Origin of the sequence: Blastomonas sp. SL216 (assembly GCA_026625625.1) — a bacterium.
Classification (GTDB): Bacteria; Pseudomonadota; Alphaproteobacteria; order Sphingomonadales; family Sphingomonadaceae; genus Blastomonas.
The window spans coordinates 101,613-125,176 of record CP113055.1; the positions used below are offsets into that span (position 1 = coordinate 101,613).

The 23,564-nt window shown below is 63.6% G+C and carries 28 protein-coding genes; 11 read left to right on the forward strand and 17 right to left on the reverse strand.

Features of this window, described 5'->3' with window-relative positions:
- Nucleotides 1–8: 8 nt before the first annotated feature.
- From OU999_00520 to OU999_00535, 4 genes are all read right to left on the reverse strand, one after another.
- Entirely contained in the window at nt 9–680 is a 672-nt protein-coding gene (locus OU999_00520) for a carbonic anhydrase (GenBank protein WAC23713.1), read from the reverse strand.
- A gap of 37 nt (nt 681–717) precedes the next feature.
- Complete coding sequence (locus tag OU999_00525; GenBank protein ID WAC23714.1) at nt 718–1,059, reverse strand: metalloregulator ArsR/SmtB family transcription factor; 342 nt, start codon at nt 1,057–1,059, stop codon at nt 718–720.
- A gap of 72 nt (nt 1,060–1,131) precedes the next feature.
- On the reverse strand, nt 1,132–1,782 hold the full coding sequence (locus tag OU999_00530) for an energy transducer TonB (GenBank protein ID WAC23715.1): 651 nt from the start codon (nt 1,780–1,782) through the stop codon (nt 1,132–1,134).
- 18 nt (nt 1,783–1,800) lie between these two features.
- Entirely contained in the window at nt 1,801–3,240 is a 1,440-nt protein-coding gene (locus OU999_00535; protein ID WAC23716.1) for an AMP nucleosidase, read from the reverse strand.
- Nucleotides 3,241–3,381: 141 nt separating this feature from the next.
- Here OU999_00535 and OU999_00540 point away from each other — a divergent pair, with 141 nt between their 5' ends.
- Nucleotides 3,382–3,933: a YbjN domain-containing protein gene (locus OU999_00540; GenBank protein ID WAC23717.1), complete on the forward strand. Its 552-nt coding sequence runs from the start codon at nt 3,382–3,384 to the stop codon at nt 3,931–3,933.
- 255 nt (nt 3,934–4,188) lie between these two features.
- On the opposite strand, the gene rplI is transcribed toward OU999_00540, so the two are convergent.
- The 5 genes from rplI to OU999_00565 form a co-directional block, all read right to left on the reverse strand.
- Nucleotides 4,189–4,797 carry a 50S ribosomal protein L9 gene (gene rplI / locus OU999_00545; GenBank protein WAC23718.1) on the reverse strand — a complete coding sequence of 203 codons (609 nt, stop codon included), beginning with the start codon at nt 4,795–4,797 and terminating at the stop codon, nt 4,189–4,191.
- Between the two features lie 12 nt (nt 4,798–4,809).
- Complete coding sequence (gene rpsR, locus OU999_00550; protein WAC23719.1) at nt 4,810–5,034, reverse strand: 30S ribosomal protein S18; 225 nt, start codon at nt 5,032–5,034, stop codon at nt 4,810–4,812.
- Between the two features lie 21 nt (nt 5,035–5,055).
- The gene (gene rpsF / locus OU999_00555) at nt 5,056–5,415 is read right to left on the reverse strand and encodes a 30S ribosomal protein S6 (protein ID WAC23720.1); all 360 of its coding nucleotides are present in this window, start codon (nt 5,413–5,415) and stop codon (nt 5,056–5,058) included.
- 328 nt (nt 5,416–5,743) lie between these two features.
- Nucleotides 5,744–6,883, reverse strand: a complete 1,140-nt coding sequence (locus OU999_00560; GenBank protein WAC23721.1) for a GGDEF domain-containing protein — start codon at nt 6,881–6,883, stop codon at nt 5,744–5,746.
- Nucleotides 6,884–6,998: 115 nt separating this feature from the next.
- Nucleotides 6,999–8,396, reverse strand: coding sequence for a phosphotransferase (locus tag OU999_00565; protein ID WAC23722.1), 1,398 nt, complete (start codon nt 8,394–8,396; stop codon nt 6,999–7,001).
- Nucleotides 8,397–8,546: 150 nt separating this feature from the next.
- On the opposite strand from OU999_00565, the gene fabD reads away from it, so the two are divergent.
- From fabD to mltG, 5 genes are all read left to right on the forward strand, one after another.
- Nucleotides 8,547–9,482: an ACP S-malonyltransferase gene (fabD, locus tag OU999_00570; GenBank protein WAC23723.1), complete on the forward strand. Its 936-nt coding sequence runs from the start codon at nt 8,547–8,549 to the stop codon at nt 9,480–9,482.
- 179 nt (nt 9,483–9,661) lie between these two features.
- Nucleotides 9,662–10,399, forward strand: coding sequence for a 3-oxoacyl-[acyl-carrier-protein] reductase (gene fabG / locus OU999_00575; GenBank protein ID WAC23724.1), 738 nt, complete (start codon nt 9,662–9,664; stop codon nt 10,397–10,399).
- A 94-nt stretch (nt 10,400–10,493) separates the two neighbouring features.
- The gene (locus tag OU999_00580; protein WAC23725.1) at nt 10,494–10,730 is read left to right on the forward strand and encodes an acyl carrier protein; all 237 of its coding nucleotides are present in this window, start codon (nt 10,494–10,496) and stop codon (nt 10,728–10,730) included.
- A gap of 231 nt (nt 10,731–10,961) precedes the next feature.
- Nucleotides 10,962–12,221: a beta-ketoacyl-ACP synthase II gene (fabF, locus tag OU999_00585; protein ID WAC23726.1), complete on the forward strand. Its 1,260-nt coding sequence runs from the start codon at nt 10,962–10,964 to the stop codon at nt 12,219–12,221.
- A gap of 7 nt (nt 12,222–12,228) precedes the next feature.
- Nucleotides 12,229–13,203 (forward strand): endolytic transglycosylase MltG, encoded by a 975-nt coding sequence (mltG, locus tag OU999_00590; protein ID WAC23727.1) that lies wholly within the window; start codon nt 12,229–12,231, stop codon nt 13,201–13,203.
- On the opposite strand, the gene OU999_00595 is transcribed toward mltG, so the two are convergent.
- Complete coding sequence (locus OU999_00595) at nt 13,204–13,623, reverse strand: hypothetical protein (GenBank protein ID WAC23728.1); 420 nt, start codon at nt 13,621–13,623, stop codon at nt 13,204–13,206.
- A 220-nt stretch (nt 13,624–13,843) separates the two neighbouring features.
- Here OU999_00595 and OU999_00600 point away from each other — a divergent pair, with 220 nt between their 5' ends.
- Together OU999_00600 and OU999_00605 are read left to right on the forward strand one after the other, a co-directional pair.
- Nucleotides 13,844–14,389 (forward strand): peroxiredoxin, encoded by a 546-nt coding sequence (locus OU999_00600; protein WAC23729.1) that lies wholly within the window; start codon nt 13,844–13,846, stop codon nt 14,387–14,389.
- Between the two features lie 104 nt (nt 14,390–14,493).
- Entirely contained in the window at nt 14,494–15,015 is a 522-nt protein-coding gene (locus tag OU999_00605) for a 2'-5' RNA ligase family protein (protein ID WAC23730.1), read from the forward strand.
- A 6-nt stretch (nt 15,016–15,021) separates the two neighbouring features.
- On the opposite strand, the gene OU999_00610 is transcribed toward OU999_00605, so the two are convergent.
- Nucleotides 15,022–15,513, reverse strand: coding sequence for a hypothetical protein (locus tag OU999_00610; GenBank protein ID WAC23731.1), 492 nt, complete (start codon nt 15,511–15,513; stop codon nt 15,022–15,024).
- A gap of 217 nt (nt 15,514–15,730) precedes the next feature.
- Here OU999_00610 and OU999_00615 point away from each other — a divergent pair, with 217 nt between their 5' ends.
- Genes OU999_00615 through OU999_00625 form a run of 3 tightly spaced genes read left to right on the forward strand, consistent with a single transcriptional unit; the run spans nt 15,731 to nt 20,343 of the window.
- Nucleotides 15,731–17,098 carry a hypothetical protein gene (locus OU999_00615; protein ID WAC23732.1) on the forward strand — a complete coding sequence of 456 codons (1,368 nt, stop codon included), beginning with the start codon at nt 15,731–15,733 and terminating at the stop codon, nt 17,096–17,098.
- 8 nt (nt 17,099–17,106) lie between these two features.
- Entirely contained in the window at nt 17,107–18,687 is a 1,581-nt protein-coding gene (locus OU999_00620; GenBank protein WAC23733.1) for an SUMF1/EgtB/PvdO family nonheme iron enzyme, read from the forward strand.
- 3 nt (nt 18,688–18,690) lie between these two features.
- The gene (locus tag OU999_00625) at nt 18,691–20,343 is read left to right on the forward strand and encodes a caspase family protein (GenBank protein ID WAC23734.1); all 1,653 of its coding nucleotides are present in this window, start codon (nt 18,691–18,693) and stop codon (nt 20,341–20,343) included.
- An 81-nt stretch (nt 20,344–20,424) separates the two neighbouring features.
- Here the strand turns inward: OU999_00625 and OU999_00630 are convergent, their stop codons facing one another.
- The 6 genes from OU999_00630 to OU999_00655 form a co-directional block, all read right to left on the reverse strand.
- A complete protein-coding gene (locus tag OU999_00630) occupies nt 20,425–20,847 on the reverse strand; it encodes a MucR family transcriptional regulator (protein WAC23735.1) in 423 nt (140 codons plus the stop codon).
- A gap of 164 nt (nt 20,848–21,011) precedes the next feature.
- Entirely contained in the window at nt 21,012–21,665 is a 654-nt protein-coding gene (locus tag OU999_00635) for a GNAT family N-acetyltransferase (protein ID WAC23736.1), read from the reverse strand.
- Between the two features lie 77 nt (nt 21,666–21,742).
- Nucleotides 21,743–22,174, reverse strand: coding sequence for a winged helix DNA-binding protein (locus tag OU999_00640; GenBank protein ID WAC23737.1), 432 nt, complete (start codon nt 22,172–22,174; stop codon nt 21,743–21,745).
- Nucleotides 22,171–22,593 carry a hypothetical protein gene (locus OU999_00645; protein ID WAC23738.1) on the reverse strand — a complete coding sequence of 141 codons (423 nt, stop codon included), beginning with the start codon at nt 22,591–22,593 and terminating at the stop codon, nt 22,171–22,173. The genes OU999_00640 and OU999_00645 overlap by 4 nt, the downstream gene beginning before the upstream one ends.
- A gap of 31 nt (nt 22,594–22,624) precedes the next feature.
- Nucleotides 22,625–22,975 (reverse strand): hypothetical protein, encoded by a 351-nt coding sequence (locus OU999_00650; protein WAC23739.1) that lies wholly within the window; start codon nt 22,973–22,975, stop codon nt 22,625–22,627.
- A 53-nt stretch (nt 22,976–23,028) separates the two neighbouring features.
- A complete protein-coding gene (locus OU999_00655; protein WAC23740.1) occupies nt 23,029–23,484 on the reverse strand; it encodes a helix-turn-helix transcriptional regulator in 456 nt (151 codons plus the stop codon).
- Nucleotides 23,485–23,564: the final 80 nt, after the last annotated feature.

Here is a 23,564-nt window from a genome sequence, read left to right on the forward strand (position 1 = left end):
GCGATCGATCAGGCGGCGCACTGGTGCTTTTCAAGCGCCAGCGCGGCCATTTCACTGGCATAATGTTCGTGCACCGGATTGAACTTGCCGGTGGCGTCGTCATAGGCGGTCACATCGCCGGTGCGGATGTCATAGACCCAGCCGTGCAGCTGCAGATCGCCCGCCGCCAGGCGCGCAGCGACCGACGGGTGCGTCTTCAGATGGTTGAGCTGCAGAATCACATTCTGCTCGAGCAGCATCTGCATCCTGGCGGTTTCGTCCAGATTGCCGCCGAGATGCTTGACCACCTCGACTGCCGCGCGCGAATAGCCCAGCCACTCGCGGACATGCGGCAGGCTGTCGAGTCCTTCGGGGTTCATCGCGCCCTTCATCGCGCCGCATTCGGTGTGGCCGCAGATCACGATATGCGGAACCTTCAGCGCGGCGACGGCGAATTCGATCGACGCGGTCATGCCGCCGGTATGGTTGGTGTGCGGGGGCACGATATTGCCTGCATTGCGGCAGATGAACAGCTCACCCGGATCGGTCTGGGTGATCATCGCGGTTTCGATGCGCGAATCCGAGCAGGTGATGAACAGCGCTTCGGGCGATTGGCCCTTGGCCAGGCTTTCGAACAGTTCCTGCTTCTCGGGGAAGACTTCGGTCTGGAAGCGGACAACGCCGGCGGCGAAATGGGGCATGGGGATACTCCTTATTGAGGCTTAAGGTTTTGGTTGATCAGGACCAGAGTTCACGCACCTCGCGCAAATCTCCGGCCAAGGCCGCAGGGGCACGGGCCTCGACAAAGGCGAGCCCGTCGGTGATCCAGCCGGCAATGTGCGGCTGGGCCAGGCGATAGAGATGCTGGCGGCCGTTGCGCCGCTCTTCCACCATTCGCGCGGTGCGCAGCAGGCTGAGATGCTGCGAAAGGCGGGTTGGCGGCAGGTTCAGCTTTTCCGCGAGTGTCGTGACGTCGCACTCGCCCGTGCGCAGCTCTTCGATCAGGCGAATCCGGTCCGGATGCGCGATCAGCTTGAAGACTTCGGCCAGTTCACGGGCGACAGAGACACGGTGCGGCATGCCATGGATTATGGCTATCCGCTAAACTAGGTCAATACATACCTGCAAATATATGCAGATGTTACGGTAATATCAGTCCGAGCCCTGTGGGCCGTTTCCTAGGTAGAATCGAACTGGTTCAAAGACATAAGAGTCGATGGGCGCACCGTTGAGCGTTGCAGGCTGGTAGCGTGCCTTTCTGGAAAAGGTCCGGCACGCGGTCTCGTCCAACTCGCTCGATCCGCTGGATATCATGATAGTGCATCCAGTTACCTTGCCCGCCGTGTTGACGAGAAGCCGCATGGTGACAGTGCCTTGCTCTCCACGCCTGAGGCTTGAAGCCGGATAATCGTCGGGACCAACCGGTGCTGTCTTGTTCGTTTTCCGAGGACGCATATAAGTGCCTTCGATCGGTAAGCGTGACCACACCTTGGTCGCAGCTGTTCCGACTTTGCCCTTTGGCGTCTTGTAGAACTGGACGGTCGAACAGGCCTGCTCGTCTGCCTCGGGATCGCCGCTCGATTCGACCAACTGGCAATGCTCGGTTTCGAGCCAATAGCCGTTGCTGATGAAACGGACACTGGCTGTCCGCTCGATGGGCTCTGGTGAACCTGCAGGGTAAGCGGGAAGGCTGCCGCTTTCGGCTTCCTTGTCGGTCCCAGAATGCTGTTGCGCATGAGCCATCGGCACGAAGGAGGACAGCGCTAGAGTCGTTCCGATCAATCGGAGAATGCCAGATTTCATCAAGGCCTTGTCCTTGTATTACCGGAACGGCGGCTCATTGAACGCGCGCAGCTTGCGGCTGTGCAGGCTGTTGCTCTCCCCGCGCAGCATTTCGCAGGTGCGGATGCCGATCTGCATGTGCGCGGCAATCGCCTCCTCGTAGAAGCGGTTGGCCTGGCCGGGCAGCTTGAGTTCGCCATGCAGGGGCTTGTCCGACACGCACAGCAGCGTTCCGTACGGCACGCGGAAGCGATAGCCCTGAGCGGCGATCGTGGCGCTCTCCATGTCGATCGCGACCGCGCGCGATTGCGAGAAGCGCAGTGCGCTGGTCGAATAACGCAGTTCCCAGTTGCGGTCGTCGGTGGTGACGACGGTCCCGGTGCGCATCCGCCGCTTGAGGTCAGCGCCGCTGGTGCCCGAGATTTCCTCCGCTGCACCTGCCAGTGCCTGCTGGATCTCGGCGATCGGCGGGATCGGGATTTCCGGCGGCAGCACCTCGTCCATGATATGGTCGTCGCGCAGATAGGCGTGCGCGAGCACATAGTCGCCGATCCGCTGGGTCGGGCGAAGGCCGCCGCAATGGCCGATCATCAGCCACACTTCGGGGCGCAGCACCGCGAGATGATCGGTGATCGTCTTGGCGTTCGACGGGCCGACCCCGATATTGACCAGGGTGATGCCGCCAAAGTCGGGCGCGATCAGGTGATAGGCGGGCATCTGGTGCCTGCGCCAGGCGCTGTCGGCGACCAGCTGGCTGGGGTCTGCCCCGGGCTGATCGGTATAGAGCCCGCCTGCGCCCGAAAGCGCGGTATAATGGCCCTTGCCGATCTGGCTGCAGGCCCAGCCCACGAATTCATCGACATAGCGGTGATAGTTGGTGAACAGGATGAAGCGCTGGACATGCTCGGGCGGGGTACCGGTATAATGCCGCAACCGCGCCAGCGAGAAATCGGTGCGCAGCCCGTCGAACAGCGACAGCGGCCGCTCCGATCCATTTCCGAAGGAGAGGAAGCCGTCGGCAATCTCGTCGCCGATATCGGCCAGCTCGGTGGTCGGGAAATAGCGTGCCAGCTCGAGCGGAGTGATGCCGCCCAGTTCGGGCCCTGAAATGCCGTCGAGCACATAGGGGAAGGGGATTTCCTGCGCGCTCGGCTCGACCGACATTTCGACATCGTAATTGTCGCGCAGCAAGGTGAGCTGCTCGGTCAGATAGTCGGCAAACATGCGCGGGCGGGTGACGGTGGTGGTGTAGACGCCCTGCGCGTTCAACCGCCCGAACGACAGGCCCGGCATCGCGCCATGTTCCTGGCCGTCATATTCGATGCGCAGGCAGGGATAGCTGAACGCGCCGTTCTGGCGCAGCGCCGGGTCGGGGGGCGTGCCATTCTCGACAAAGGCGCGGATTGCGGTCTGGAGATTGTGGACCGACCGTTCGTAATGGTCGGCAAGCTCGGTGATGATGGTCTCGATAGTGCTCATGTTAAGCTCTTAACGACTCCGGATGTCACTGTCATTACTGTTGTCAGCCTGCTCGCCGCACCGGATTTCAAGCGGTTGCAAGCCAAGCAGCAGACCGCTTATGATGCCATCGGGTCCGATGGAGCGGGATGGAGCAAAGACATGGCGGTTAAGGGCAGGGGATTTCGCGCTGGAAGGGCCATTGCGGTTGCCGCGCTGGCGCTGGTGCTGGCGGTACCGGCCACGGCGCAGCAGCAGAGCAATGCCGATGACAAGGTGGAGGTCAATGCCTTCACCCCCGCCACGGTGCGCGACATCCTGGCCCCCTTCGGCACCGCGGTGACGATCGCCGACCGCCAGACGCCCGAAGGCCGCCCCTTTGTCGAGGCGAGCTTCGGCCAGCTTCGGGTCAACATGTTCTTCACCGCGTGCCCGCCGAACCAGCCCAGCCAGTGCCAGGGGCTGTACATGCTCGCCTTCTGGCCCAAGCCCGCCGAGCGCAATCCGCAGAACCTTGCCCAGGCGGCGAGCGACTTCAACCGGTTGTACGAGTTCAGCAAGGCGGGTGTTTCGGTGGCGGGCGAGCCGTTTGTCGCACGCTATCTGATCAGCGATTTCGGCGTGAAGCGGGGCACCTTGCGCCGCGAAGTGACAAATTTCGTCGTGCTGGCGCAGCGCTTCAACCAGGAAGTGGTGAACCCGCAGGCGCAGTGACACGCTGTCTGGCGGTGGGCTGGGTAGCGCACGTTTTTTCTGATACCATGCCTGCTGACCGGAAGAACGGAAGGGGGCAGGCGATGAAAATCAAGCCGAGTGCTGTGGTAGCAGCTCTGATCGCGGTAATATTAGGCTGCGTGGTGGTCTTTGGCGTGCTTTGACCGGACCATGACGAGACATTGACGACACATGGAAAAAGGCCGGGCTCCATCGCTGGAACCCGGCCTTTTTGTCAAACCGTGTCCGGTCCGATCAGGCGGCGGCGTCTTCGCCTTCGTCTGCTTCGGGCTCGTCAACCGGGATGGTGCCCGGCTCGGCATTGGGGTCGAATGCTTCGACGAAGCCGGCCGGAGCCTGATCTTCCTCGAACATCTGCTGCATCACGTCGACGCCGGCCTTCTGCAGCTCGGCTTCGTCGTCGCTGCGCGCAACGTTGACGGTGACGCTGACCGCGACTTCCGGGTGCAGCGCGATCTTGACCGGGAACACGCCCAGCGTCTTGATCGGGCGTTCCAGGATGATCATCGCCTTGGTGACATTGGCACCGGCGGTGTTCAGCGCGTCGGCGATGTCGCGGACCGACACCGAACCGTACAGCTGGCCGCTGTTCGACGAGGCGCGGATCAGCACGACCTGCATGCCGTCCACCGACTCGGCGCGCTTGGCCGCTTCGTCGCGCTTGGCGACGTTATCCGCCTCGATGCGCTCACGATTGGCTTCAAACACCTTGCGGTTGGCTTCGTTGGCGCGCAGCGCCTTCTTGTTGGGCAACAGGAAGTTGCGGGCATAGCCGTCCTTCACGGTGACGACGTCACCGATCGAACCCAGCTTCTCGATCCGTTCGAGCAAAATGATCTGCATGTCCCTTGCTCCTTACTTCACGATGTACGGCAGCAGGCCGATGTGGCGAGCGCGCTTGATGGCCTTGGACAGCTCGCGCTGCTTCTTGCCGGAAACCGCGGTGATGCGGCTGGGGACGATCTTGCCACGTTCGGACATGAAGCCCTGAAGCAGGCGCACATCTTTATAATCGATGGCGGGAGCGTTCTTGCCCGAAAACGGGCAGGACTTGCGGCGGCGGAAAAATGGGCGTGCCATGTGTCGTTATCCCTTTCTGTCTCAGGCTTCGCGGTCGCGGCGCGGGCGCCGTTCGCGGTCCTGCTTGCGCATCATTACCGACGGGCCGGTTTCCAGCTCGTCGACGCGCACGGTGAGATAACGGATGACGTCTTCGTTGATCGAAGTCTGACGCTCCAGCTCGGCGACAACGCCGGCAGGGGCTTCGATGTTCAGCAGAACGAAATGCGCCTTGCGGTTCTTCTGGATCTTGTAGGCGAGGTTGCGCAGGCCCCAGGTCTCGGTCTTGGTGACCTTGCCTTCGTTCTGTTCGACAATCTCGGTTGCGGTCTGGGCCAGCGCGTCCACCTGGGCCTGTGACAGGTCCTGGCGCGCCAGAAACACATGCTCGTACATCGGCATGTTGGCTTCCTTTACTCATCTGCCGATCGCTGATGTGCGCACCATGCAACACACCCCTCCGGCCTTCTTCATGCCCTGGGCGACGGTCAGTCGTCCGAGGGCAAGCGCGGGCTAATACCCAAAAGCCTGAAGAAAGCAAGCGTGGAGACGAGAAAAAGCGGCATGTTTGCGGGAACTCCAGGCCGTGACGACAGCCCATCATCGTCACCCCCGCGACGGCAAGGGGGCGGCTTCCGAACGGCGGTCACGAAAGGTAGCGGGATTCCCGCGTTCGCGGGAATGACGAAGGTGGGTTACGGAGAAGCCAGTCGTCGTCCAGGGTTCAGGGTCAGTTGCCTTGGTAGATCAGCACCTGGTTGCGGCCGGTGTTCTTCGCTTCATACAGCGCAGCATCGGCATTGCGCAGCACCTGGCGGTTGGCCTCGCCCGGAATGAACGGCGCGACACCGGCAGAGAATGTGACGCGGCCGATCGGCTGGCCGCTTTCCTTGTTGACCAGCGACCGTTCGGCCAGATCCTCGCGAACGGCATCGATCTGCTGCTTGGCTTCGGCGGTGGTGGTATTTTCCAGCACGATCACGAATTCCTCGCCGCCATGCCGCGCCAGATGGCAATTTCCGCGCGCGAACCGGTCCAGCGTCTTGGCGACGAGCTGCAGCACGCGGTCGCCTGCCTCATGCCCGTGCGTGTCGTTGACCTGCTTGAAATGGTCGATGTCGATGAACGCGACCGACAGCGGCTCGAAGCGTTCCTTGGCGCGGATCGTCGCGGCAGAGAATTGCTGCTCGAACGCCCAGCGGTTGGGCAGGCCGGTCAGCTGGTCGCGCTGCGCCTTGTCGTTCGCTTCATCCAGACGACTGCGCATCTGGCTGAGCTTCTTGGTGCTCTCGTCCAGGCTTTCGCTCGCCTTCTTGGTCGACTGCATCATCTGCGTGGTGATCTTGAGCAGCGCCTTGAACTGGGCCTCGATCGGCATGTCGGCCTGTTCGGCGGGGTCAAGGTCGCGCATCCAGTCGAGCCGCGTCTGCAGCGCCTCGGCATAGGCCATGCTTTCCTTGCCGCTCTTGCTCAGCGTCTTGAATCCGCCGGCGAGCAGCGACTCGCTCTCGGCCACCAGCGAGTTCAGGTCCTGCACCTTCATCTGGCCTTCGCACTCGTCGAGAATCTCTGCGACCGTTTCGGACGACAGCCGGCCATTGGTATCGAGCTTGCGGTTCACCGCGGCGCGCAGGGTGTTGTTGCCACCGTTCAGATATTCCCAGGCCAGCTTGTAATTGTCGGGCAGCGGGTCGAGCTGCACCTGCTCCAGGAACGAGAAGATCTTGAGATAATGCTGCTTCTTGATGTTCTCGAACACCGTTTCCTGCTTGGGGGCGTCCTCTTCCGCCTTGCCCTGGCCTGCCAGGATGGACGCGGCGAGCTTCATCCGGTCCCTGAGATTGCCGCGTTGTGCCTGGAGTTCTGCCATCGTTGGACCCAATCGTGCTTAATTGATCGTTCACCTGACTTAACGACCGGGAACGCTGCCGATTAAGACCCAAAATGGCGTGAGATTATAAATTCTTGGGTGATCTCTGCGGCTTTCAGCTCCAGGCTGCGCGCGCGATCGGCAGGCCTGCATAGCGCGGCTGATCGATCAGGCAGTTTTCCGCTGCCAGCCGCCGAAGATGATGGTGAACCGCCGGGGTGGCATGGGCCGGGTCCTGCCGAAGCGCGGCGACCAGACCCGCGGCATCATAGCCCAGCACCTCGAGCCTCTTGGCCTGGCTGGCGCGCAAACCGGGGCCAAGCGCCGCATCGCGCGCCGCCATGCCGAGCGCGTTGACTGCGACCTTGGCTTCGAACCTCTGATGGCCACTGGCCTGCGCGGCAATGCTGGAATCGAGCCAGAGGCTGACCGCGTCGATCAGCGCAGCGCCGCTGGGTACGCCATTTTCGGGCGCGATGTCGGTCAGGGGCCAGTCCATCGGTGCGGGTACATCGGCCAGGTCGTCCGACAGCATCAGCATCAGGTCGATCTCGACCTCGGACACGCGGCGGCCGATGACCAGCCGTTCGGGCCCGGCCTTGTCGCCGCGCCGCCAGATATCAGCCATGATCAGGCAGCACACGCCCCACCACAGGCACGAATAGACCAGCCAGAAGCGGAACCGCGCCGGATCGACCGGCGTCCCCGTGATGGCTTCATAATGCTGCAGCATGTCAGCGGGCTGGGCAAAGCCGCCGAGTACCTTGTCATAGCGCCCGAAGCGCCAGCTGGGGATGCAGCCAAAGGCAAGGTCCTGCACCGGATCGCCCAGATGCGCGAGTTCCCAGTCGAGCACGGCGGAAAGGCCGTCAGGCGTGATCAGCAGATTGCCCATGCGGAAATCGCCATGGCAAAGGCGCGGTTCCACCGGCTCGGGCAGTGCCCGCTCCAGCCAGCCAAAGGCCAGCGCATAGACCGGCGACACGCCGCCCAGTTCGCGCCAGCGCGCCTCCAGATCGGCGAGCATCAGCGCCGGGCTGCGATGGGCGAGGGCGGTGGGCAGGCTGGTCGGGGCGATGCCATGGATTGCGGCAAGCTGCTGCGCCCATTGCTGCGGCAGCCGCTCGAGTGCTTGCCCATAAGCGGGATCGCGCAGCAGCACCTGCGGCAACGCCTCGCCCGGCGCGCAGGCCATGACAAAGCCTTCGCCCAGCCCATCCTCGGGCGTCAGCCGCGCGCGCACCGCAGGGGCGATAACCCCGTGCGCGACGGCGCTTTCAATGACGTCAGCCTGTCCGTCGAGGGTGAGTGCGCCGGAATCGATGGCAGCGTCATCGCCCCTCAAGCCTTCGGGCATCCGCCGCAGGATGAGCAGTTCATCACCCCAGGCAAAGCGCCAGCTTTGCATGCTCGCACCACCCGATAGCCGCTTGAGCTCGGTCAGGGGGCCCGTCCCGCCGAGCCGGTTGCAGCAAAGCGTTTCCAGCCGTTCGGCAAATGCTGTATCGTCCATGATGCGCTGTTAATCGATCGGTTAACTTGCGGCAACCCGCTTGCAAGCAAGGAACTTGCAACGCGGCGGCAACGGGGATAACGGGCGGCGCTTGACGCAGGGGCTGGAGGGCTCCGGCGCGACATCTTGGGGCGAGGGACGTCTAGGGTCATGACACGCGCATTCATTTTTCCGGGACAGGGCAGCCAGAAGGTCGGCATGGGCAAGGCGCTTGCCGAAGCGAGCGCCGAGGCGCGCGCCGTGTTCCAGGAGGTCAACGACGCGCTCGGCCAGAATCTGTTCAAGCTGATGTGCGAAGGCCCGGCGGACGAATTGCAGCTGACCGAGAACGCGCAGCCCGCGATCATGGCCAATGCCATTGCGGTCTATCGTGCGTTGCAGGGCGCGGCGGGCGACCTGCCGGTCAGCTTTGCCTATGTCGCCGGGCACAGCCTGGGCGAATATAGCGCGCTGTGCGCCGCCGGGTCGATCGATCTGGCCACCACGGCCAGGCTGCTCAAGCTGCGCGGCCAGGCGATGCAGGCCGCGGTGCCGGTGGGCGAGGGCGCGATGGCCGCGCTGCTCGGCATCGAGTTCGAGGAAGCGCTAAAGGCCGCCGAGCAGGCAGCGGGCGACCAGGTCTGTGCCGTCGCCAACGACAATGCCTTTGGTCAGGCTGTGATCTCCGGCCATGTGGCGGCTGTCGAGCGCTGCCTGCCGATCGCCAAGGAGATGGGCGCGCGCAAGGCGATGATGCTGCCCGTTTCCGCGCCCTTCCACTGCGCGCTGATGCAGCCCGCCGCCGACCGCATGGCCGAGGCTTTGGCCGGAACCGAGATCAAGGACCCCAGCGTGCCGCTGTTTGCCAATGTCACCGCCGCGCCGGTCAGCGATGCGGGCACGATCCGCAACCTGCTGGTCGATCAGGTGACCGGCATGGTCCGCTGGCGGGAATCGGTCATCGCCATGCGCGATGCGGGCGTGAACCATTTCATCGAACTGGGCGGCAAGGTGCTGGTCCCAATGATCAAGCGCATCGTCGAGGATGTCGACAGCGAGAGCATCGTCGAGATGAGCGATATCGACAGCCTGCTCGAAGCGGTTTGAGGTTTGTATCCTCTCCCGTCACGGGAGAGGATACAAAGGCTTGGCAGCTTGCTGCCTAGCCGATGTTGGAGAGGGCATCGCGGAATCGTGCCCCCTCTCCCGCTGCGACGAGGCGGACAAGCCGCCAAGTCTCGCGGCCTCTCCCGCAAGGGGAGAGGCAAAGCTATGGAGTATTTCGAATGTTCGATCTTACAGGCATGACCGCCCTGGTCACCGGCGCAAGCGGCGGCATCGGCTCGGCGATCGCACGCGGTCTGGCGGCGCATGGTGCGCGGCTGGCGCTGTCGGGCAGCAACGAGGCCAAGCTCAAGGACTTTGCAGCCTCGCTGGGCGGCGATCATGTCGCGCTGACCTGCAACCTTTCCGATGCGGCGGCGGTCGATGCGCTGGTGCCGCAGGCGGTGGAAGCGCTGGGATCGCTCGACATTCTGGTCAACAATGCCGGCATCACCCGCGACAATCTGGCGATGCGGATGAAGGACGAGGAATGGTCCGATGTCATCAGCGTCAATCTGGAAGCCGCATTCCGCCTGTGCCGTGCCGCCGCCAAGCCGATGATGAAGGCGCGCTTCGGCCGCATGATCTCGATCACCAGCGTGGTGGGGGCAACCGGCAATCCCGGCCAGGCCAATTATGCCGCGTCCAAGGCGGGGCTGGTGGGCATGTCCAAGGCGCTGGCGGCAGAACTTGCCAGCCGCAACATCACCGTCAACTGCGTCGCGCCGGGCTTTATCGCGTCGGCCATGACCGAAGTGCTGCCCGAGGCGCAGAAGAGCGCCTTGCTGGGCCGCATCCCGGCGGGCAAGCTGGGCGAGGGTGATGATGTTGCCGCAGCGGTGGTCTATCTGGCCAGCCGCGAGGCAGGCTATGTCACCGGGCAGACGCTGCACGTCAACGGCGGCATGGCCATGCTGTAACGCAGCCCTCTTGCCAGCCGATAAAAGCGGCATTAGGGCGTGGCAGTGATTTCAGTTCGCATATTTCGTTACACACAAACCGAAGGAACTCTGAATGAGTGAGACTGGGGACCGCGTCAAAAAAATCGTGATCGAGCACCTCGGCGTGGAAGCCGAGAAGGTCACCGAAGACGCAAGCTTCATCGACGATCTGGGTGCTGACAGCCTGGACATCGTTGAACTGGTGATGGCTTTCGAAGAAGAGTTCGGTGTGGAAATCCCCGACGATGCTGCCGAAAAGATCAGCACCGTCAACGATGCCATCGAATATATCGACAGCCACAAGGGCTGATTTGCTGCTGGCACAGGGGCCCATCGCACCGGCATGGCACCGCTTTGACGCAGGTCGGCGGGCCGGGTCCGGTGGGCAGCGTCGCTGCGCTATGGCAGCGAGCATGTGAAGATTGGATGGCTTCCCTGATCGTCGCGTGACGACGCAGGGAGGCCATTTTTCGTTTTCGAGCACGGCAGTCCAGGCCCATTGTGCGCCTGGCTGCGAAACAGGTTTTCAGGAGTGGGGCGAATGCGCCGTGTAGTCATTACGGGTCTGGGTCTGGTCACGCCTTTGGGGGCGGATGTCGAGACCGCGTGGAGCAATCTGATCGCCTCCAGATCGGGCGCGGGCACGATTACCCGTTTCGACGCGAGCGAGTACAAGTGCCGCATCGCCTGCGAGGTAAAGCCTGCGACACACGAATATGGCTTCGACCCCAACAAGCGCGTCGACCACAAGGTGCAGCGCCAGGTCGATCCGTTCATCATCTATGGCATCGATGCCGCCGGACAGGCGCTGGAAGATGCCGGGCTGACCGACATGAGCGAGGCCGAACGGCTGCGCGCGGGCTGCTCGATCGGATCGGGCATTGGCGGGCTTCCGGGCATCGCCAGCGAGTCGCTGGTGCTCAATGAAAAGGGACCGGGCCGCGTCAGCCCGCATTTCGTGCATGGCCGCCTGATCAACCTGATCTCGGGCCAGGTCAGCATCAAATACGGCCTGATGGGCCCGAACCACGCCGTCGTCACCGCGTGTTCGACCGGTGCGCATTCGATCGGCGATGCCGCCCGGATGATCGCGCTCGACGATGCCGATGTCATGCTGGCGGGTGGTGCGGAAGGCGCGATCTGCCCGATCGGCATTGCCGGTTTCGCCCAGGCCCGTGCGCTTTCGACCGGCTTCAACGACACGCCCGAGCGCGCCTCGCGCCCCTATGATGTCGACCGCGACGGCTTCGTCATGGGCGAGGGTGCGGGCGTTGTTGTGCTCGAAGAATATGAGCGGGCCAAGGCGCGCGGTGCGAAAATCTATGCCGAGGTGATCGGCTATGGCCTGACCGGCGATGCCTATCACGTTACCGCCCCGCATCCCGAAGGTTCGGGAGCGTTCCGCTCGATGGAAATGGCGTTGCGCAAGTCGGGCCTGGCGCTCGAGGATATCGATTACATCAACGCGCACGGCACCTCGACCCCGCTCGGCGACGAGCTGGAGCTGGGCGCGGTGCGCCGTCTGTTCGGCAGCGCGATCGACACGCTGTCGATGAGCAGCACCAAATCGGCTATCGGCCATCTTCTGGGGGGCGCAGGCGCAGTGGAATCGATCTTCTGCGTGCTGGCGATGCGCGACCAGATCGTGCCGCCGACGCTGAACCTCGACAATCCCAGCGAAAGCTGCACCGGCGTCGACCTGGTCCCGCACAAGGCCAAGGAACGCAAGGTGCGCGCGGTGCTGAACAACAGCTTCGGCTTTGGCGGCACCAATGCCAGCCTGATCATGAAGGCGGTCTGACGCGATCATGCTGCGCCGTCTGGGATGCATCGTTCTGGCAGGCGCTGCGGCGCTGATACTGCTGATCGGCGGCAATTTCTATTGGGGCTGGACCGCGTCCGGCCCCGCAGCCGAAGAACTGGCGGTGGTCATTCCCGCCGGCAGTTCACTGGCCAGCGCCGCGCAGGTTCTGGAGGAGAAGGGCGCGATCAGCTCGGCTGGCGCTTTCCTGAACCGCGCGAAGGTGTTCGGCGGCAGCGATCCGATCAAGGCGGGCGAGTTCGTCATCCCGGCTGGCGCCAGCAATGCGCAGATCCTCAGCATCCTGCAGGGCGGCGAGGTTGTCCTCCGCATGGTGACGGTGCCTGAAGGCATGCCCAGCATCCTGGTGCATGAAAAGCTGATGGCGGAAAAGCTGCTGACCGGGGACGTGCCGGTGCCCGAAGAGGGCACGATCCTGCCCGAAAGCTACAGCTTCGAACGCGGTGAAAAGCGCATCGCGGTAATGCTGCGCATGCAAAAGGCGATGCAGGACACGATCGACGAGCTGTGGCCCAACCGCTCGCCCGACACCGTGGCGAAGACCCCGCAACAGGCGATTACGCTGGCAGCGATCGTCGAGAAGGAAACCGGCAAGCCTTCGGAGCGCCGCATGATCGCAGGCGTCTATAGCAACCGCGTCCGCAAGGGCATGATGCTGCAGGCGGATCCGACGATCATCTACCCGATCACGCGCGGCAAGCCGCTGGGCCGCCGCATCCGCCAGTCCGAGATCTCGGCGGTGAACGACTATAACACCTATGCGATGACCGGCCTGCCCAAGGGACCGATCACCAATCCGGGCCGTGCCTCGATCGAGGCGGTGCTCAACCCCGCACGCACCGATGCGCTGTTCTTTGTGGCGGACGGCACCGGCGGCCATGTGTTCGCCAGCACGCTGGCCGACCATAACCGCAATGTCGAAAAATGGTTCGCCATCCGCCGCGCGCGCGGGGAGATGTAGCTACCGGCTCCAGCGGCGCTTCTTCGCCGTCAGGCACAGCCAGATTTCGAGCGCGATCGATCCGGCCACCAGCAGCTGGAAGCCCAGCACTTCGGTGGTCAGCCGCGATGCATCACCAAACAGCCATGCATTCTGCAGCACCAGCCCCACTGCAGAGGTGATGAACAGCCACAGCGCGAAGTTGCGGCGCAGCAGCAGCGCGATGGCGCCTGCCGTGCCTGCCACTGTCGCCAGGACGAAACCGTAAAAGGCGATGGCTGGGCGTTCCGCATAAAGCGTCTGCTGCGCCGGAGCCAGCTTGGACACATCGCCCAGGCCCAGCACCGGATCGAACAGCAGGGCGACAAGGCCAATGACGTTCCACGCCAGCAGAACGATGGCCAGCAGCCAGAACCAGCCCAGGGGCCGCGACAGGATCATAGAGGGTCCTTCCCGATACATCCAGAATGAAGGTAATTTTCGTGACGTGAAGCATGTCATGCCTGAATGCGCCCGGTCCAATGGACTGTCATGGCCAATGCGACCAATTCATCGAAAAAAGCGATCACGGCATCATAATGTTTTCATTTCACATGCGCCGGTCGAATCCCTAGATGCTGCGTTGCAAAACAAATTTCCCCCATCGTTCAAGGAGTTTCCCATGATCGGACGTCACGTCCCCAATGTCTGCCTGAAAACGCGTGTGCGCGACGACAGCATCGAAGGCCCCAACCCGTTCCGTTGGGAAGACAAGCTCACCGGCGATCTGGTCGCTGGCAAGCGCGTCGTCATCTTCTCGCTGCCCGGCGCCTTCACCCCGACCTGCTCGAACTCGCAGGTCCCCGGCTTTGAAGCACTGTACGACGATTTCCGCGCGCAGGGCATCGACGAAATCTACTGCGTGTCGGTCAACGACGCGTTCGTGATGTACCAGTGGGGCAAGTCGCTGGGCGTCGAAAAGGTCAAGCTGCTTCCCGATGGCTCGGCCGACTTCACCCGCCGCATGGGCATGCTGATCCGCAAGGACCATGTCGGCTTTGGTGAGCGCAGCTGGCGCTATGCCATGGTCGTCGACAACGGCGTGGTGACCGACTGGTTCGAAGAGCCGGGCATCAACGATCACGGTCTGGACAGCGATCCCTATGGCGAAACCGCCCCGGAAAACGTGCTGGCCAAGATCAAGGAAAAGCAGCTCGAAGCGGCCTGAGCCGTTTGAGCGAAGAAATCCCTAGACGGGTCGCAAGCGGGGGCGCGGTGCAGCAATGTACCGCGCCCCTTTGCGTATCAGCCACCGGCCGCTAGAAGCTCGAAATGCGGCGCGATCCGATCATCATGACCGCCCAGATGGGCGCAGCCGACCAGAGCTGGGCCGATGGCCTTCGCCGCGCGCACTATCCGCCAGAGCGCAATGTGGTCGATGCGCATATCACACTGTTCCACCACCTGCCGGGCCATTGCGAAGGCGAGATCGTAGAGCGCACCCGCGCATTGGCGCGCGAGTTTGCACCGCCCGATGCGCGGCTGAGCGACGTGATGCGCATGGGCAATGGCGTGGCGTTTCGTGTTCACGCGCCCGGCCTGCTCGCGCTGCGCGACATGGTGGCAGAGGGGCTGCACGGTCTGCTGACCGCGCAGGACCAGGGCCAGCCAAGGTTGCACATCACTGTGCAGAACAAGGTCGAGCCCGCCACTGCCCGTGCGCTGCATGCCAGCCTGACCGCCGGTTTTGTCCCGCGGCCGCTGGCGATCACCGGGCTGGCGCTGCATTTCTACAAGGGCGGGCCGTGGGAGCCGATCGGCAGCTGGCCCTTCCGGGGCCGGGCGCGCGCGTGAACGCGATCAGCGCTGCCGCAGCGCCGTCAGCCCGGCGCGGATCGCCAGCACAAGCGTCGCCAGGATGGCGCTGCCAGTGAGCGCGAACTTGACCGGGGTGAGCAGCGTCTTGGCATCCAGCCAGTCTGCGCGCCCGCTCAGGCCTAGCAGTTGCACGGCATTTTCCGCATAGTCGGCCACCATGCCGCCCAGCATTACCCAGGCAATCCAGCGCGCCTTGGCTCCGCCCAGCCGGATGGCCAGCCCGGCGAAGAACGCGCCATAAGCCAGCGGATACAGCCCGTCGTAAATCAGCGTGGCATGCGCATGCACGTCGCGCTGCCAGGGCGAGAGCCGCGCGAGCAGCACGCGCGCATCCGCGCCGTTGAGCGTCAGGTCCAGCATCCCGCCTATCGTCTCCCCCGTCTGCCGCAGCAGCGCGCCGAGCAGCACCATGGCCGCAAAGCTGATCGCGATGATCGAGGTGCGGGCGAGGGGCGGGATAGGCTTTGGCATCATTCACTGTCCCCTCCGACCGCCGCCCCTGCCCGGCGTAAATTCAAACGCAACCATTTAAGTCATTGAGCAAACAACGATTTGTCACCGTTTGCGACAATTTGCCACACGCGCACGACATGCAACCTGTGCATCTTCACGGCGTGGGAAGGGGCTGGCTGCGAGGATATTGAATGGCCCTGACCTGACAGTCAAACCGTGTTTTCAGGGGGTTTCATCCGTGTCCAAGATTGCATCTGTCAGGTGGCTTGCCGCCTGTGCCGCGCTGTGTGCCAGCACCAGCGCCTTCGCCCAGCAGACCACCACGCCCACTCCGCCGCCGAACATTGCCAACTATCAGGAGCTGCGCAAATCGTTCCGCATCGGCATCCGTGTCACCAACCAGCTCAACAATTTTGACCAGTCGGCACGGTTCGAGCAGGACACGATCGAGGACATCACCGATTTTCTCGACCCGCGCCTGATCGCGACAGTGGTCGGCACGCAGAACGCGTTTTTCGGAGCGGTCTCGTCGGTCTTCGATATTCGCGGCGGTACCGCAGTCGCCGGTTATGCGCAGAACAGCGCGCTGCTGACCGTGACCGTGGTCTCGCCGACCGGAGAGATCATCCGGCAGGAAAACGGCGCGCCGTGTACGTTCACTTTCAACGGCCAGAACCGTCTGCAATCCTTCGATGCATTCGACGCTGCCGTTGATGACGAGAATACGCCGACGTCGCAGGCGATCCTGGGCTGTCTTTCGCGCTCGTTCGCGCGCTTCTCGCCCGCCGATCCGCTGGCCGGCAACCCGAACAGCCTACAGGCCGCGCTCACCCGCAGCGCGCTGGACCTTAGCAATGGCGATTCCGCGATCGAGCAGGATCCGGTGCCCGAGGGCGTCGCGGTGCCCAATGATCCCTGGCTGGTCGGCGCGACCTACAATACCGGATCAGCAGGCCGGTTCGATATCGACCGGGTCGATGCGCGCGTGCAGCGCAGCTTCCGCATCTTCGAGGGCCATCGCGCCATGCTGAAGATCGATCTGCCGCTCAACTATTCGCGCATCAACGGCGCGGACACCTACAGCGCGCAGCTCGGCATCGGGCTTGAAGTGCCGCTGATCGACCGCAAATGGTCGATCGAACCGCGCATCGGCTATGGCGCGGTCTATTCCGAGGATCTTGGTTCGGTCGGTCATATCCTGCAGGGATCGATCACCAGCCGCTATGTCATCAATGGCGTGGGGCGCGGACGGTTCGTCATCGGCAACATGGTCGGCTATGCCCAGACGCTCGATACGCCGGGGACCAGTGCCAATATCAACCCCGATCTGAAGAACTGGTCGCTGCGCAACGGCATCGCCTATGACCTGCCGCTCAAGGCGCGGCTGTTCAGCCGGGGCAGCTCGATGCGCGCCAGCTATGCGTTCACGCAATATCTGGGCAGCGACCTGCGCAACAACAGCTTCCACGAAGCGACCCTGTCCTTCGGCCTGCGCGGCCGCGAGGATTCGCCGCGGGCGACGCGTGACCTGATCCGCATCAACCTGAGCACGATCCAGGCGCGCGACTTCAGCAGCTATACCATAGGCGTTGGCTTCCGCTTCTGATGGTGAGGATGCTTCTTCTGCTGGTCGCCCTTGCGGCCAGCCTGGGGCTTTCCCCCGTGGCGCATGGCCAGGCCGGGGCGCGTGAACCGCGCCTCGCCCTGGTCATTGCCAATGGCAATTACCGGGGTTTCGACCGGCTGTCGGCGACGTTTGACGATGGCGAACGGATATCCGCCGCGCTCAGCGCCACCGGCTTTGTCGATGGGTCTGGCAGCGGTGCGGTGCGCACCAGGCGGGATCTGACGGCGGCGCAGATGGAGGCGGAGATTGCCGCCTTTCGCGCGGCGCTGGCCGCCGCCGGGCCAGAGGCGTTCGGCGTGCTCTATTTCTCCGGCCATGGCGTCGCATTGGGCAGCGGCGGCGACGTGCAGATGGTGCCGGTGGATATCGGCAAGAGCGAACTGTCCGCATCGGCCAGCCTTTCGCGCTCGGCGGTCACGCGCACGCTGATGGCATCGGGCGCGCGCAATGTGCTGGTCGTGCTCGACATGTGCCGCAACGTCATCGCGCTGCCGACGCTGCCGGTTGCCACCGATGATGCGGTGACCGGCGGCGCTGCCATCGAGGTGACCGGCAGCAAGGGCCTCAAGCGCGTGCTGCGCTCCGCCCAGAGCCCGATCCGCCCCGATCAGGGCTATCTGGTCGCCTTTTCGACCAGCGCCGATCAGTTCGCCTTCGACAACGGCATCTTTTCCAAGGTGCTGGCCGAAGAGATCCGCCGCCCGCAGCAGAACATCGCCGACGCGATGAAGCGGGTTTCGGATCGCGTCGCGATGGCCAAGGCGTCGAGCTTCCAGAAGCCGACCTTCGACTATGGGCTGCAGGGACAACCGCCGTGTTTCGTCTCGTGCGATCCTTCCAGCGGCAACCGCTTCTATGATTGCGCCAATTGCCCCTGGATGCGCATCGTGCCCGCCGGCAGCGCGCTGGTCGGATCGCCGCCGTCCGAGCCGGGGCGCGGCAAGGACGAGCCTGCACAGACACGGGCTAGCATAGCGCGCGATTTCGCGATCGGCGTGTACGAGGTGACCGTGGCCGAATGGACCGCCTGCGTGCGCGACGGGGCCTGCCCGAAGCTGACCACATGGGCGGCGGACAATCCCAATCCGCTGATCCCGGCGACCAGCATCAGCCATGACGATGCCCTGGCCTTTCTGGGCTGGTTGTCGCGCCAGTCGGGCCGCGCGTATCGGCTGCCCAGCGATGCGGAATGGGAATATGCCAGCAGGGCAGGGGCCTCCAGCGCCTTTCCCTGGGGCGATGGCATCACGCCTTCGGATGCCAATTACGATCATACCGCGCGCTATCAGGGATCGCCGACCTCGCCCTATCGCGGCTATCCCGAAGCGGTGTCCGGCTATCCGCCCAATGCCTTCGGCCTGTACCAGATGCAGGGCAATGTCTGGGAATGGACCTCCGCTTGTATCGATCCCGCCTGCCGCAACCGCGCGTTGCGGGGGGGATCGTTCGAAAGCGTGCCCGGCGAGCTGCGCGCGGCCAATCGGTTCGGGCTGGCAGCGGCCAAGCGGCGCGACGATGTCGGCCTCAGGGTCGCGCGCGATCTGGAGTCGGACGAGGGCGGGGGCTGAACGGTGCACGGGCTGAGTCTGGTCACGGCATTGGTGCTGACGCTGCTGGCATCGTCCGCCGCCCATGCGGAAACGCGGGCGATCCTGATCGGCGTATCGCGCTACCAGTCGCAGGCCATTCCCGATCTTGCGGGGCCGGCCAATGATCTGAAGGCCATGGAGGGGCTGGCCCAGTCGATGGCGGCGACCGATATCGTCGCGCTGCGCGATGGCGCGGTCAGCCGGTCGAGCGTCGAAACCGCGATCCACGACATGGGCCTGCGCGTGCAGCCCGGCGACTGGGTGCTGTTCTACTTTTCCGGCCATGGCGCGCAGGCGCTGGCGCAGAATCCGAGCGAGGCCGATGGCGAGTTCGATCAGTTCGTCCCCCTGCCGGGCTTCGACCCAGACCAGCAGGACCCGGAAACGTTCATCGTCGACAAGGACTTTTACGCGTGGATGAAGCGCTATCTGCCGCTCGAGGTTGCGATCCTGATGGTGGTCGACAGCTGCCATTCGGGCACGATGCACCGTGCAATCGACCCACGCAGCTATGCCTTCACGCCGCGTATCGCCTTTCGCCCGGGCGATGCGCGCGCGATCCAGCTCACCGCCAGGCCGGGGCCAAGGCTGGGTGCGCTGAGAAGCGAGCCAGGTGATACAGGGGCGGTGGCGGCGCGCCGCGACGACCTGCCCAACCTGGTCTATATCGGTGCGTCGCGCGACGATCAGCTCGCCCTCGAAGCCGAGCTGCCGCAGGAGGGGGCACCGCAGCGCGGGGTGCTGACCTATGCCTTCGAACAGGCCTTCACGCTGCCCGGTGCAGTGGAAACCTCGCCGATTGCCGATCTGGATGGCGACGGGCAGGTCTCGGTGATCGAGATCGGGTCCTATCTCAACAGCCAGGTCCGGATGCTGACCGCTCAACGGCAGGAAAGCACCCTGTTCTTCCCCAGCAACTGGGCGGAACGGCCGCTGCTGTCGTCGCTGCCTGCGCCGCGGCTCGATTATGATCTGCCGCAGCCACAGGTCATCATTGCCGGGCAGACCGATGCCATGGCCATGCCCGGCAGCGCGACCGCCTGGCGGATTGCGGCCTCATCGAACGATGCCGATTTCCTCTGGGTGTTGAGCACGCGCGAGGTGCTGCGCCGGTCGGGCGACATTGTCGCCACCGGGATCGACAGCCCGATCGCCTTTTCTGGCGTGATGGACAAATGGCAGATGGTGATGACGCTGCGGCCTTTGGTGTCCGAACTGGCGATGCGGTTGACGGTGAACCCGCTGGGATCGGACGAGCTTTATGCGCAAGGCACGCCGATCAGCATGCTGCTCGCCCGCACCAGGCGCGGAGGCGGGGCGCTGCATGCCACGGTGTTCAACCTGGCGTCGGACGGGACGGTGCAGCTCATCTACCCGCTCGATGCCGATGGTGCTGGGATGCTCGACGACGCCCTGCGCCAGTCGCTGCTGGAAACCGTGGTGGTGCCGCCTTTCGGGGTCGATCATGTCATCGCGCTGGCGACGCCGGAGCCGCCTGAGGCCTTGCGTGCGGCGCTGCGCAATGCCGATGGCCAGCGCGCTGCTGCAGGGCTGGCGGGGATCATCCGCAGCGAACTGAAGCGGGCGCGCGGCAAGGGATCGCTGTCGATCGCGGAACTCTACACCGCGCCCTAGCGCGGGCTGTTCCCAATAAACAAGGGGACGCCTCCTCCCGAAGACGCCCCCTTGCCAGACCTGAACACTGAAATCAGGCAATCAGGCCTTTTTCTTGCGACCGCCACCGCGGCCCTGCTTGCCCAGGCCAATCTGCAGCGCCAGCTCGCGGCGGCGCTCGGCATAGCTGGGGGCAACCATCGGATAGTCCTTGGGCAGGCCCCATTTGGCGCGATAGTCATCGGGCGTCATGTTGTAATGGACCATCAGATGGCGCTTGAGCATGCGCAGCTTCTTGCCATCCTCCAGGCAGACGAGGTGGTCGGGCTTGATCGAAGACCGGATCGGAACGGCCGGTTCCTTGGGCGCTTCCGGCTCGGGCTCTTGGGGCTGGCTGATGCCCTGAAGCGCGGCATGGACCGAGGAAATGAGCTGCGGAATATCCGAATTGGCGACTTTGTTGTTGCTCAAATGGGCAACGACAATATCAGCGGTCAAAGAAATCAAGCTTTCCACATCTTCCATAGTCACACCTGCTTAGTCGATTCATCCAAATTGGTGCGACTATTAGTCCGTTATGGATCAAATGCAAAGCATAACTGTGGCTGAGGCCTGCCCCGGACTGGACGGATGATTTTACACCAATGGGCTGGTGCAAGCTGCATGGCGTTGCTGCGCGATGGCTGAACTCAGGCTGAATCCGGGCTGCAGGGACTGTTGCCCTGCGGAATATAGGCCGCCAATGCGGCAAGCACATCTTGAACGCCCTTTAGCGAAGAATTGGCGGAAATCTGCCGGATTGCGGGCCGTACCGGCAGCCGGTAGCTGATGATGCCAGCCTCTGTTTCCTGCTTTTGCGCACCGATGGAAAGGATGAAGCGGATCGCGGGCATGTTCTCTGCCATGGTCTGGACTTCCAGCTCGCACATCTCCTCCACCTCGCAGTGGATCAGCAGGACCGTGGTCAGCATGCGGGCCAGACCCTGTCCGTGATAGTCATCGAGCACCGCGATCGAGAACTCTCCGGCGCGCGGATGGTCCTCGCTGCGAATCGCATGCACCGCGCCGACTGCCGGATTGTCCAGGCCATCCAGATGGATCGCACCCCAGGCGATATGGTCATGACCGTCGGCGTCGAGCAACCGGTCGATGACCGGGTCGGAGGGCATGGGCTGAACCGAAAAGAACCGCATATAGCGCGATTGTTCGGACAGCCGGGCAATGCCCTCGCGCATGCGCAACTCGTCTGACTGGCGGATCGAACGCAGGCAGATGCGTTTGCCGTCCGCGGTCTCGGTTTCGATGATCTCGTCGCGAAGCTGCCGCCAACGGCCCGTGCTCACCTGTCCATCTCCATCCGGTATCTGCCCCGGCGATGATGCCACATTTCCCCGCGATTGCGCAGGACAAAGCGGCCGGATCAGGCGGTGATCAGTTCCTCCCGCAGCGCATCGACCCATTTGGCGATGGCGCGGAACGCCTTTTCGGTCATGCGCAGATAGACCTTGCGATGGTCCTCCGGATCCTTTTCACGCCGCACCAGGCCCTGTTTCATCATCCTGTCGATATAGCGCAGCGATGTCGTGGCGGGGCGGCGCGAGGCGACGCATGCGCTGGTCACCGATACGTCGCGCCCGGTGATATGGCCGACGAACAGGTCCAGCAGCATGTCCCATGCCGGGTCTGACAGCAGGTTGGGTCCGGCAATCGCGTCGCGCTGGCTGCGCAGCTTGAGATAGCGGCTGGCCGCTTCGGCGCGCGCCTTCCAGGGTTCATTGGCATCGAGCAGCGGCTTTGAGGGCTGCGGCTGGTCGGTTTCGGGCACGAGGATCAGGCAATAGAATTGGGTCATTGGGGGGGTACCAGACGTCTGAATGCGCGATGATCAAGATAGACCCCGGCCACCATGCTGAGCAGCAGGGGGACGACCCAGAAGGTGGCGATCGCCGAATAGATTTTCGGCAGGTAATCGGGGGCGATGATCGTTGCAAAATGGGTGGCGACGGTCAGAAGCTGAAAGGCGGTGATCCACAACGGCCAGTACCGGTCGCTCCGCAGCGCGAACACATAGGCGGCAACCAGATAGGCGGTATCGACCGCCATGAGCGGCCAGTGCGTCTGCCGCCATTCGGTGTCCATGGTCTGCGCGGCCCAAGTGAGCAGGGTCGCGATCAGGAACAGCGTGACGGCCCGTTTGCCTTCAGCTTCGCCGTGCAGCCAGACAAAGCCGCAGCTCAGCGATGCGAGGAGCCAGAAGATGATGGGTATCATGACATAGGCTCATCGCATCGCTGGGCAGGCATCAGCCGAAAGCGGTCTCGGCTTCCGGCTCAGCTTCCTGGAGCGACCCGGAAAGCGGCGTTTCGCCAGGGCAGCCGACGTTCATCGGGGCCTGGTCGCTGCGGCGCTTTACCGCATTGAGATGACCGACCAGCTTCACCATGCTGCCGCGTGCGGAGATCAGATGACCGGTGCTTTCATGGATGGTGCGCAGGGCGATCTGTGATTCGCGGGCGGGAACTTCGGAAAGCGCGGTTGCTTCCAGCATGGTCACCGACAGCCGGGCCGCATCCAGGATGGCGCGGTCATAGCTGGCGAAGGATGAGCGGGTATCCTGGGCGACAATGCGGACGGCGTTGCCATCGATATGCATGGGTCTTCTCCTTCTCGCACCGGGCAGGGTGCAGCGGTTGCCAAGACAACAGATCAGCTGAACGCCTTGAGCGCTCCGCCCAGCACCAGCGCGAAAGCCGTGGTGTAGATCAGCGACAGCCCTGCAATCCGCAGGATGGTCGAGGTCTTCTGGCTAGCGTCCAGCGATGGTCTGATGCCGCCGAGCGGAGGATAACCGAGCCGGGTCTGCCACTGGCCGGTGGCGGTCTGGCCCGGCTCGTCTTCAGCCGGCACCACAGGAGGTGTCACATCCGGCACGGGTCCGACAACCGGTGCCGGTTTGAGTTCAAAAGACTTGAATGGCCGGTATTGCGGGCTTTCGGCAAGCCAGCGTGCCGCCGTACGGCGGTCGGGCGCACCCATCGCGGTCTTGGCGCGCTGGAGATACTGGTCGACCGTCATCGGGGTCAGGCCCAGCTGCTTGGCAATTTCCTTTGAAGTATAACCGTCCGCGACGAGACGCAGACAATTGACCTGAACATCGGTCAACTCTGCGCGACTTGGCTCCAAAACATTGCCCCCGATTTGACGGTCCATCCAGTTTGGATAACATTAACCTTCACTTCGGA